Below are 12,057 nucleotides of genomic sequence, written 5' to 3' on the forward strand. Positions count from 1 at the left end.
GACAATGTACGACAATATCGTACATTGTACGATATTATATTCAATATAAATTTGAATATGTAAACTGTCAATAACTTTTTGTTATATAGTATGACAATTATGAAAACAAAAAAGATTAAACGCATTCAATCAATTGAACGGGCACATGCCATTTTATCGCTGTTTATCAATGACAAAAAACCACTGGGCATAAGCGATTTTGCAAAAAAGATTGCATTGCCTAAAACTACCGTACAGGGAATAGTTCAAACGCTCTGTCATTTAGGCTATCTAGAAAAAGATCATGAAACAGGTAAATACAGGCTTGGCCCGTATGTATTCCAGTTAGGCATGAAATATGCCACTAACCTTGACCTGGTAAGCATTGCACGGGTATGGGCTGAACGTCTATGCTTTCAATTCAGGCAACCGGTTAATATTGGCATGCTTGTAGGGGATAAAGTTATCATAGTACTCCGCGTTGAGCCTGAAAACAGATTTATGTCTTATCCTCAAGCTGGTTCAGTAATTCCCACACATACTACCTGTATTGGCAAGTTGCTCTGTGCCTATATGGAAAAGCAACGACTAGAAGAAATTCTAAAAGATTACACCTTTCAAATGCTGACTCCAAATTCAATTACCTCAAAAGAAGACTTTTTGAAAGAATTAAAAAAGGTACGGCAGGCTGGTATTAGTTTTGACAATCAGGAATCAGTGATGGGTTTGGCCGGGATTGGCGGGCCTATCTTTAACTATAGTGGAATTATAGCAGCTTTTGCCATTACCGGCAATGCTGATTTTATACTTAAACACAAACAGGACATTATTCATGCTGTAAAGGATACTTCTCTTCAATTATCTGTGCAGTTAGGGTATAACCCTGACAGCAAAACACTTTAAAAATATGACAAAAATACTTGACGACATAATGAATTTTATGTATATTATTGTTAGCACTCATTATAGAAGAGTGCTAATGCAACCTATAACAAAGCTTTTGCCCCTCAGGGGCTTTTTTTTTAAAAACCTCCTCCATACAATGCATCCCTGTATCTAACAATGTCAGTTGCATAGCTTTTTATTCTTTCATCTTTATTATTTATTTTTTCCGCAATAGAAGGATCTGCTTTGATCATGGCCTGTTTTAAAGTATCACAAAAAAGCTTAGTTCCCGGCAATAAGGTATCCCAATAGTAGTAATAAAACTTCCATTTCTTATTTGTCTTAGCCTTTTCAGCCATGTATTCAATCATATAAACTGACTGCAACAACCGTTCATATATAAAAATAACATCATTGGAGTTGGTTTTATATTGCTGAGTTATATACATAGTGAATGTATCAATTTTTTTTGCATCAGAAGGCTCTTTGCTCCAGAACGTTATGTATACTAATTCACTGATATCATCATATCCTAATGAAGCGCCAATCATGTCGGTAGCAAGATTTAACATTAAACGCTGGTTATCATTGAATATATAATCAATGGTTGATGCATATACTGGATGGACTAAAATAAAAAAAAGAAATACAATGGCTATCTTTTTCATTCTGTGATTCCCTCACCTTTCAGTTTTATAGTATATAGAAAACAATAACAACACAATGTTTCTTTTATAACTCGTTTTATTCAACAATTTTATAGTTTTATGATGATTCACCTATACAATTTTGACAGTTTTCACTCAAATTTTTCAATCCACATTCATTTGCTATTTCTATAGTTTAAAAAAAGTACGCTTACTTGGTATATAAATTGTTACCATCATTGTAAAAACGTGCTTGTAATAATCACTCATTCAACATCCTCTCCCAATATGGGCATATCTTTTTGTATTGTATGTTTTACTTTTTTCCCTATAACGGCATCACAATGTAGCGGCGATAGGCCCACGCCTGGTCGCTTGATAATGATATCACTGTAGTTAAGGATTGTCCCTGCTGGTATATCCCGTGCTGCAAAAATGCTTCGCCGTGCCGATCGCGCAACGGCTGCCTCATCCTCTTTATAATCAATTGAGCCATCACCTAACATTGCCAGTGCTGTATTAACATCTTCAATATATGCTGCAAACTCTTGAGGTGTCAGCGATACATCCTTATCTGCACAATCATGATTATGCGATAATTTAAAATGTTTTTCAAATACCCGTGCACCCAATGCAACAGCCATCATAGAAGCTCTGTTGTCTTTAGCATGATCTGAAAATCCAACAGGCAGGCCATATAATTGTTGTAAACTTTTTATTCTAAACAGATTAAGTGCACTAGGAGGTACTGGATACAGTGATACACAGTGCAGGAGCACTACATTACACTGTTCATTTTGCAAAAGTTTTACTGCATGCGCTATTTCATGCTGCAATGAAATGCCTGTGGAAACAATCACAGGCTTATGAGTGGATGCAATGCTCTGCAATAATGGCACATTGGCAATCTCTGACGAAGCTATTTTGTACAATGGCACATTAAGGTTTTCCATCATTGCAAAGGAATCATCATCAAAACAAGATGCAAAAAATACAACTCCATGTTCATACGCAACCTGTTGCAGCGTTTTGTAATCGTTATATGAAAGTTCAAACGTTTTAAAAAACTGTATGGTGCTATCATCATACTGGGGCTTTTCATTGTTAAGGAGCGATTTTGTATACACTGAATAAAATTTTTCTGCATTAAAAACTTGAAACTTAACTAAATCTGTACCTGCTTGTGCTGCTTTTTCAATTAAGGCAATGGCTTCATCCAATTTACCATTATGGTTAAGCCCAATTTCTGCAATAAAGACTGGTAGGTTATTTTGCAGTTTGTTCAGATACTTTGTTTCAAATAAATCCATATAAATAAATATTCCCTTACAATAAAAATACTATTCTTAACTACTAAAAGAATTCCTTATCCTGTAATAGTGCTTTTTTTCACATTTTTAAAAAATGTAATAAACGTTAAGCAGTGTTTCAAAAAAGCTATACCTTTGCAAGATATTTTTATATATAGCTCATTTTCTCCCTTAAAATTTAATTGACAAATTATTAATTAAAACAGTAGGATAAGCGCTCAACGGTATTAATTATCTACATACTACACTGTGTAGCTTTATACTTACTTTACTATATTGTTATAAAATTATGGGCACCTCTAAAAACCGCTTTCATCATTACCAATGCAATTATAAAGAAAGCAGTTTTATCCTATATAGTGTGCCCACAAGGGAATATCCCTAAAAAACAGTTTTTAGAAGTTTCCTTACTATGTAGTTTTACTGTACAGTAACTATCGCATACAAAAATAATGAAGGGGTTAACAGTATGGGTAAAAAGTTCCTCATTGCTATTGATTTAGGTACTACCGGTAACCGGGTATTTTGTTTTGACGAACATGGATTGCCAATTTCAAGTAGTTACGCCGAATTTACACAGCATTTCCCAAAACCTGGCTGGGTTGAACATGATGCTAATGAAATCTGGGAATCAGTTGTAAAACTGTTACCTGAAGCTATACAAAAAGGTAATCTGGATCCAAAGGATGCGATAGCAATTGGAATTACCAATCAGCGAGAAACATCAGTGCTCTGGAACGAAGAAACTGGTAAGCCAATTTATCACGCCATTGTATGGCAATGCCGAAGAACCACTGACATATGCAATCAACTGAAAGAAGCTGGCCACGAACAATTATTCCGTGAAAAGACTGGCCTTGTGATTGATGCATATTTTTCGGGCACAAAAGTTAAATGGATGCTTGATAATGTGCCCGGTGCTCGCGACTTAGCCAAAAGCGGCAAGCTATTATTTGGAACTATTGACACCTGGATTTTGTGGAAATTAACTGGCGGCAAATCGCATAAAACTGATTACACCAACGCTTCCCGTACGCTCATGTTCAATATAAAAGAAAAAATATGGGATTTAGATATTTTAGAAATACTGGATATACCGCGTACTATACTGCCAGAAGTGAGAGAATCAGCATCATATTTTGGCGAAACAAGTGGCGTACCGGGTCTACCTGATGGCATAACCATAGGTGGTATTGCCGGCGACCAGCAGGCAGCAATGGTTGGTCAGAACTGCGTTTTTGAAGGAACATCAAAAAATACGTACGGTACCGGTTGTTTTATGCTGCTTAACATGGGCAACGAATGGATGCTTTCAAAGCATGGTCTGCTCACCACACTGACATGCGATAATAAGGGTCAGCCGGTGTATGCGTTTGAGGGTTCGGTATTTATTGGTGGGGCTGTAGTCCAGTGGCTTCGTGACTATATGAAATTTATTGAAAAAAGTTCTGATGCTGAAAAAGTATCGCTTTCAGTTAAAAAAGAGGATGAAGTGGTGGTAGTGCCGGCATTTGTTGGACTGGGTGCACCATACTGGAAGATGGATGCACGGGGCGCTATTTTTGGGCTTACACGAGATACTACCCCCCAGCAGATTGTGCGTGCTGCAGTAAAATCAATTGCATTGCAATCATACGAGGTTTTAGAAGCAATGCAACAAGACTCGGGCAAAAACATTCACGAACTCAGGGTTGATGGCGGAGCAACACGCGATACCTATTTAATGCAATATCAGGCTGATATATTGGGTATACCAGTTCTACTGCCTGAGGTTACCGAATCAACAGCGTTAGGTGCAGCATATTTAGCCGGTATAACGGGAAAAGTATATAATACCATTGATGAGGTTGCAAAATTCAACAAGATAGCAAGACGTTTCAATCCATCTATGAATGAAACTGCACGAAAACGTGAAATAGCTCTATGGAAAGATGCAGTAAAACGATTGTTATAGAGACAAACATACGATGGACGTATATATTTTAATTAATTCGATAGCAAGGAGGCATTATGGCCAAGCCATTATTAGGTGAATTGTTAGTTGAAGATGGAGTGATAACCCAGGACCAATTGAATCAAGCGTTGTCCATCCAGAAAAAGGAAGGCGGGCTTATTGGCATAATACTTATGAATTTAGGATTTATTGATGAACCAACACTGGTAAAATATTTAGCTCTTCAGGCTGAACGGGTGATAAAATCTGAGTAAGTCTTTTAATCCTGTAGTGTATTGTATCTTCGTGCCATTATTTCATTGGTTAATTTGATGATTGTTTCTATTTTGAAGGGTTTTCTAAGAACACCTTCCAGTCCCATCATTAATAGCTTATCTATATCAGGTATTGAATCTACCCCTGTGATAAACACTACATCAGTTTTGGGGCTTACTTCATGTATTGACTTAAAAACAGCATCACCTTTATGTCCGGGCATCAAATAATCTAAAAACACAATATCAATATCTTCAAATGTGCATATATCAATGGCTTCCTGCCCATTATCTGTAGTTAACACCTGATAGCCCATCCGTTCAAAAGCAGAAGACAAAAACTGGCGTATTGGTTCTTCATCATCCACTATTAAAATTCTCACTTCCCCTAAATAGAGCATCTCTTTTTCTTCTTTTTTTTCTAAAGCATCAAACGCAGGATTAAAACGCTTAAAATAGAGTGTTACTTCATTACACCTGGCAGGGTCATGGCATAGTGTCATATCACCACCATGGCTTTGCATTATGCCATACGCAATTGCTAAATTAATGCCATTTCCTACACTATCCACACCATTACTGCCTTTTGCTTTCTGTTCCTCACCATTTCCCCAGTTTCCGGGAACACCATCATTAACCAGTTTAAGCATGACTGCATCGCGGTTAAAAGATGTTTCAATGGTGATAGTCCCCTTTTTATTGGGTTTTATTGCCGAACGAGCATGTGAAAGTAAGTTTAAAAGCACCTCTTTTATCTGGCGTGAGTCTACAAATATCTCGGGGACCTTACCTAATTTTAATTTACACTCAATGGATTCTTTTTCTAACGTAAACCTTTGCACATCAACTATCTCTTTAATCAAATCATTAAGAGAACAATATTCAAATGAGATATCTTTACCCGTTACAAATACACTCAGCCTGTCGATGAGAGATGAACCTCGGGTTGTTTGCTTGTCAATAATGGATACTGCTTCCTTGACTGATTCATCCACAGCTTCATTCATAAGTAAAAGCTCAGCATACCCTTTTATAACCGCTAAAATGTTGTTAAATTCATGCGCCACCCCCTGAGCAAGCACCCGTAAACTGGCGATAGTTTTTTCAAATTCTTCTTCAGCAATATCAGATTTGCTAACTTTAAGACCTGTTTGATAATACCGAATTGTGCCTATAATTTTACCAATGAGCGTGAAAAATGGTGCATTGTTCTGTAAATATTGAAGTTCCTCTAATGGAAAAACCAGACATACCATGCCAACGACTATATCTGCATGCAATAGAGGAATAATTACTACAGAGATATCGGTTTCATCATGTTGAAAAGGTTTGGCCGTGGGTAAAAACAAAACACTTTTCTTTTTAATTGCCTTGCGTACAATCAACGAAAAATTATAAATTTTCACTACCAGTTCATCAAAGTTTTTACCTGCTTCATGGTGCAGTACCAGCCGTTCATCCCCAACCAGAGTATAGACTGAAACAGCTACCGATTTCATTTCATGATGCAGTAAATCCACAACATTGGATAAAAATGCATCGCTATTTGTTGCGTTCTGAGCCGTTTTAAAAATATCAAGCAATAGGGCATATTGCTGTTTGCTTAGCATATATATAATTCCGTAGTAGTTTATTTCTACTACAGACTATAGCACGAATGAATATTAATTCAACAAATGTAGGAAGGATTATTCTACTTTTGATAAAAAACCAGTCCAACACGATGTATGTGGTCTATTACATCAGGGTCATGTATATATTTAAATAATGAAATATCGAATGTATATGGTAACAATAAATCATTCTGACAAACCAAATTTCATATTTCTTTCATATCTTTTAGTGCAGTAAAATGTTTAGCCATTTTTTCAAATTCTTTGCTATACACATTGACAATTTTTTTTATGATTTCTTGTGCTAATGCATCATCGTAGGTATGGGGAGTCAGATTACGACTTGTAATCATATCCATCCAGATTTCGCCATTATCAATAAGTCCTGTTTTAAAAGCCTGTCGGGTAGTGTCTTTAGAACCATATAAATTTGATAGTCCCTGTTCTTCAAGGAAATCTTTAAAAACATTCCATGCCAACTCATGTGTATACTCAAATGCCTGTATCAAACCCTGCTTTTCTAGATCAGACAACTCACGCTCATGATATATATTAACTGCATTCATTAATTGCCTGAAGGCATTCATATAATGGATAAAACGCTGTATCCATCGTATATCCTTATGTGCCATAAAAGTAATGTTCAGAGGTATTTTCGTTATGCTATTTTAATCTCATGTAACCAGCCAAAAGAATCTTTTATTTCACCTGTCTGCAATTTTGTAAGATACTCATATAATTTAGTAATAGTTGGTCCTGCTTTTTCCTCATCGCAGAATGTAAATACTTTGTCACGATAGTGGATGCTGCATACTGGTGTAATAACCGCTGCAGTACCAACAGCTCCCACCTCATCAAAATGCTCAACTTCATCTATTGCTATTGGGCGTTTGTCAACATTCATTCCCAAAAGCGTAGCTATATCCATAAGGCTTTTGTTAGTTATGCTGGGCAAAATAGAATTTGATTCAGGGGTAAGATAGGTATTACCCTTGATTGCTATAAAATTAGACGTCCCAAATTCATCAACATATTTCTTTTCTTTTGGATCCAGATACAGCGGTATAGGGAAACCTTTCTTTTTAGCATATTCCCCACCACGTAATCCAGCAGCATAATTACCCCCAACCTTGCAGTCCCCCACACCATTGGGAGCTGCTCTATCATATTGTTCTACAACTAGAGCCTTAACTGGCTTAAATCCGCCTTTGTAGTAAGGTCCCACAGGGGTTACAAACACAATAAATACATATTCATCCGCTGGTCCCAACCCAACTCTTGCACCAGCACCATAGATAACAGGCCGTACATACAGGCTTGCACCCGTACCAAATGGTGGTACAAATTTTGCATTTGCTGCAACCACTTTATCCACAGCTTCAATGAACATATCCACAGGCACTTCAGGAATGAAAATCCTTTCACAACTGCGCTGCATACGCTTTGCATTCTCATCGGGTCTGAATGCTACAATACGCCCATCCACAGTTTCAAAGACTTTAAGTCCCTCAAAAGCTTGCTGTCCATAATGGAGGCCTGGTGCAGCAATATGAATAGGGATGGTTTCTTCGGTTGAAAGCTCTCCTCCAGACCACTTCCCATCTTTATAAAAATATCTAATATTATAATCTGTCTTTATGTATCCAAACGGTAGATTTTGCCAGTCTAACTTAGATTTTTCTCGTTGTGTTTGCATAGCTCATAAACCCTCATAAAAAATAAAAAACCATAGCCTTTGATATGGTTTAATTTATAAAGCATATTTATATCATTTTACCAACATAATAGTACAGTGTCAAATATATTTTAATTAATATATTATTTAAGGGTGTGTTACGTTTTTTTACATACTATCGATTGGCCCTTCACTATCGCCATCAATGAACTGCTTTGCATACGGATTATTTTTTGAAAAAAATTCATGTGATTCCATATCTACAACAATCATACCATTCAGTAACAAACCAACCTGGTTAGCAGTTTTACGGGCTACAGCTAAATCCTGCGTTACCAGTAAAGATGTCATCTTGTATTTTTCCTGAGTTGCCAAAATAAGATCAGAAATTGAATCAGCAAGCACCGGGTCAAGCCCTGCAGTGGGATCATCATACAGAATGATTGATGGTGAAAGGCATAATGCACGAGCAAGCCCAACTCTTTTTTGCATGCCACCACTTAACTGGGAAGGTAATTTTTGTTCTGATCCTGACAGGCCAACCCATTCTAAAGCCTCCATTACTTTTTCAGTAACTATCGCCTCATCTACTTTACGACGCCGTAACCCAAAAGCCACATTATCAAACACATTCATGGAATCAAAAAGCCCGCCTTTCTGGAACACATACGCCATGGTTATATTGCGTTTCATTTTTTCTTCTATAGAGAGCGTAAGGTATTGTTGTAACGGAATTCCAGCTAACGCGATAGTTCCTGTAAAATGAGGAAATAGCCCTGCAATTGTTTTTAACAGAACTGTCTTGCCACTTCCATTTTTTCCAAGAATGACATAGATTAAGCCCTGTGGTACAGAAAGGCTCACATCTTGCAACACTGAATGATGATTAAATGTTAACCCAACATGATTTACAGTTATCATGAATACATCGTTGCATAATAATCTTTTAATGAATAGAGAATATTAATATATGAAATATACCGTTCCTGGTATATTACACCTTTTTCCACCAACCGCTTCACTTCGCAATCTGGTTCATGGTCATGGGTGCAGGGCTTAAATGCACATCTGGCAGCATATTTTTCAAATTCATAAAAATATGTACTCACCAGATGAGGCTCAATATCCATAATCCCAAATTCACGAAGGCCAGGAGTGTCAATAATTCGCGTGTGCTCTTCCACGATTATCATGGAAACATTGGTTGTAGTGTGTTTACCTTTACCAGTGCTTGCAGAAACCTCCCCCACCCTAAGATCCAGATGTGGATACATGGTATTCAATATGCTCGTTTTGCCAACTCCTGAATAGCCAACAACGACTGAAGTTTTATTGTATAAGAGTTCTTTAAACTCGTCAATATTGTGACCCGTTTTAGCACTGGTCATTATGATACTGATATTAGTATTTTTGTAATAATCGTGTACATATTCAATATCTTTTTTCAAAGCTAAATCATATTTATTAACACACAGAATAAGTGGAATATGTTGCTGTCCACACCTGACTGCTATTCTATCAGCAAATCGCAAATTCAGCTTTGGCAGTGCAAATGACTGCATGACAACAACACAATCGCAATTTGCGGCAATGATATCTATTTTTCTGTGTTTACCTTTTTCTTTGCGTGAAAAATAATTTTTCCGGGGAATTATATCTTCAATAACACCTGTACCATCATCGGCTATCGTTATTTCAACCTCATCGCCAACAGCAACCGGATTAGAAAACTTTTCATTATCAGATTCAAATTTCTGACGTAATTTACCTCTCAACACACAGTTTGTATATGAGGCATCATGATATACGGTATAATAAAGCCCCATTACTTTAGAAACTACACCACGCATATCAGGTAAACCTTTATTACAATAACGTAGAGCCAGTTGTAAAACTGGCTCTACACGTGTGCATCAATATCAACATTAAATTATTGTTTATGCTACTTCTTTGGAACAACTTTAAAAGTAACGCGTCGGTTTGCAGCATCCCTGGGATCCACCCCTGGCAGAAGTTCAGATGAACCAACGCCCTTATAAGTCATTTTGGGGGAATCTATTCCTTTAGCCTTCAGAGCATTATAAACCGCTTTTGCTCTTTCAGTGGAAATTTTAATATTGCCAGGTTTGTTGCCAACCGGTTCTTCAGGTCCTGAACCATCGGTGTGACCGGTTACCTGTAATACATAGCCTTCGGGCAATTTGTTCAATACTTCTTTTACAACAGGAGCAGCCATTGTAGCCCATTTATCCCAATCCTGTTTTGGTACAACTGCACTTTTATAGGCAAAGCCGGTTACTGGTATTTTTTCAAGCTGCTGATTTTGAGCATTTACCAAAGCAATATTTGGATCACCTGCTGGCTGCTGAACTTCCGGAGTGCTGCTGCAAGCAACCATCATCATTATCATTATTACCGCAAAAACTAAAGACATTTTTTTCATACAAATACTCCTTTCTTATAATATTTTTGTTAAGTATTGAGAAGCAAACTTATTATATATTGTATATATTGTTACGTTATAGAGTATTCGTTTTTAGTATTATTTGTCAAGAAGTTTTTTTTATGTTTATTGTATAATTTTTTTCTAAAGGAAATAAGCTTTTCTTCCGACAATAATAACTGACATGAGCACATAAGTAAATCCCTCCCGATCATTACTTTTTGTGCTCAAGGCACTGCGCATACGTTTACCCATTTAGGGGAAGGCAGGATAGCCGCCCAGCTATCTTGCCTTTCGTTTTTTTACACGATGCTTTTTTATGGAAGCTTTTGTAGAATTACCGGTTCAAAATAATTCAGTTGTGCAATTACTTCCTTTAGATTACCCACACCTTTCACAGTGAATGTGACAGTATATTCCATTCCAGGATGCAGATTTAATTTTTGCTGCATAAACCAGGGGGCTTTTTGCAAATCAAGGCAGTCAAAGGTAATATCATGGTTTTTTTTATCATAAAACGTTATAACCTGAAATACTGTATCATACCGTTTTAGCTTTAATATCATTGTGACTTGCTTATTTTTATAATTTTCAATGGTGTCCGATAGTTCATAAAGATAAGCTTGTGGATATGCTATTGTTGTAAATAATACTATCAGTATTGATAACAACTTTTTCATAAACCCCTCCTGCAAATAGAATATGATTGTAATGACATAGCAACGCAGTATATTGTTCAAAGAATCTATGTTTGTAATAAAGACTCCTCTTGTAGCTCAGAATTACATTTTTTAAAATTGCATCGATGTACTTGCAGCAATGGCGTTTGGTAATCATTGCTATCACATTGGATATTTTCATGGGTTCACTATGTGAAAAATTCAAGATAGTATCACTGTGAATTTACTACATACCATTTGCAATCATTATTAATAACTATCGCCACAACAAAAAAACTGCAGCTATAAAAGCTGCAGCAAAATAAAAAAACTGGGATTGATTGTTATGAATAAACGGATTGTATCCTGCCGGATATGCTACATTAATGACCTCTTTTCTGACTTCTATACACAATATATTCAATTATGACCCAAAGAAGCACACATACCCAGAAAAGCACGAAAACCTGTATTATTGGTATATTCATCATGGTTATGCTCCTTAGCTTTTCTAATAATATTATTTAGCAATATTTATGCCAACTTTTCTTTTTTGGCAAACATGTGAAAGTGCTGGATTTTCGAGGGTTTTCTATATATATATTTTTCAGGAGTTGCCATGAAGATTACTATTTATG

12 protein-coding genes and 1 pseudogene are annotated in these 12,057 nt (G+C 36.5%); 3 read left to right on the forward strand and 10 right to left on the reverse strand.

The genetic code is table 11. The features are described 5' to 3' along the window. Positions 1-99: 99 nt before the first annotated feature. Entirely contained in the window at positions 100-882 is a 783-nt protein-coding gene (locus AB1444_03820; protein MEW6525779.1) for an IclR family transcriptional regulator, read from the forward strand. Positions 883-1,001: 119 nt separating this feature from the next. On the opposite strand, the gene AB1444_03825 is transcribed toward AB1444_03820, so the two are convergent. Further along, on the reverse strand, positions 1,002-1,532 hold the full coding sequence (locus AB1444_03825; GenBank protein MEW6525780.1) for a hypothetical protein: 531 nt from the start codon (positions 1,530-1,532) through the stop codon (positions 1,002-1,004). Positions 1,533-1,777: 245 nt separating this feature from the next. Further along, positions 1,778-2,821 carry an N-acetylneuraminate synthase family protein gene (locus AB1444_03830; GenBank protein MEW6525781.1) on the reverse strand — a complete coding sequence of 348 codons (1,044 nt, stop codon included), beginning with the start codon at positions 2,819-2,821 and terminating at the stop codon, positions 1,778-1,780. 469 nt (positions 2,822-3,290) lie between these two features. Between AB1444_03830 and glpK the strand changes: the two genes are divergently transcribed. Beyond that, positions 3,291-4,775, forward strand: coding sequence for a glycerol kinase GlpK (glpK, locus tag AB1444_03835; GenBank protein ID MEW6525782.1), 1,485 nt, complete (start codon positions 3,291-3,293; stop codon positions 4,773-4,775). 56 nt (positions 4,776-4,831) lie between these two features. Beyond that, positions 4,832-5,029: a hypothetical protein gene (locus tag AB1444_03840; protein ID MEW6525783.1), complete on the forward strand. Its 198-nt coding sequence runs from the start codon at positions 4,832-4,834 to the stop codon at positions 5,027-5,029. Positions 5,030-5,034: 5 nt separating this feature from the next. Here AB1444_03840 and AB1444_03845 read toward each other — a convergent pair whose 3' ends face one another. The 8 genes and pseudogenes from AB1444_03845 to AB1444_03880 form a co-directional block, all read right to left on the reverse strand. After that, positions 5,035-6,639 (reverse strand): response regulator, encoded by a 1,605-nt coding sequence (locus tag AB1444_03845; GenBank protein MEW6525784.1) that lies wholly within the window; start codon positions 6,637-6,639, stop codon positions 5,035-5,037. An 83-nt stretch (positions 6,640-6,722) separates the two neighbouring features. After that, positions 6,723-6,833 (reverse strand): annotated as a pseudogene (locus AB1444_03850) (nucleotidyltransferase domain-containing protein). A 15-nt stretch (positions 6,834-6,848) separates the two neighbouring features. Continuing rightward, positions 6,849-7,274, reverse strand: a complete 426-nt coding sequence (locus tag AB1444_03855; protein MEW6525785.1) for a nucleotidyltransferase substrate binding protein — start codon at positions 7,272-7,274, stop codon at positions 6,849-6,851. 26 nt (positions 7,275-7,300) lie between these two features. Continuing rightward, the gene (locus AB1444_03860; protein ID MEW6525786.1) at positions 7,301-8,338 is read right to left on the reverse strand and encodes a branched-chain amino acid aminotransferase; all 1,038 of its coding nucleotides are present in this window, start codon (positions 8,336-8,338) and stop codon (positions 7,301-7,303) included. Between the two features lie 147 nt (positions 8,339-8,485). After that, positions 8,486-9,238 carry an ATP-binding cassette domain-containing protein gene (locus AB1444_03865; protein MEW6525787.1) on the reverse strand — a complete coding sequence of 251 codons (753 nt, stop codon included), beginning with the start codon at positions 9,236-9,238 and terminating at the stop codon, positions 8,486-8,488. Next, entirely contained in the window at positions 9,235-10,167 is a 933-nt protein-coding gene (gene rsgA, locus AB1444_03870; protein ID MEW6525788.1) for a ribosome small subunit-dependent GTPase A, read from the reverse strand. Before rsgA ends, AB1444_03865 begins: the two co-directional genes overlap by 4 nt. Positions 10,168-10,259: 92 nt before the next feature. Continuing rightward, positions 10,260-10,760, reverse strand: a complete 501-nt coding sequence (locus AB1444_03875; protein MEW6525789.1) for an OmpA family protein — start codon at positions 10,758-10,760, stop codon at positions 10,260-10,262. Positions 10,761-11,077: 317 nt separating this feature from the next. Then, the gene (locus AB1444_03880; protein MEW6525790.1) at positions 11,078-11,440 is read right to left on the reverse strand and encodes a hypothetical protein; all 363 of its coding nucleotides are present in this window, start codon (positions 11,438-11,440) and stop codon (positions 11,078-11,080) included. Between the last annotated feature and the right edge of the window lie 617 nt (positions 11,441-12,057).

Source organism: Spirochaetota bacterium (genome assembly GCA_040756435.1).
GTDB lineage: Bacteria > Spirochaetota > UBA4802 > UBA4802 > UB4802 > UBA4802.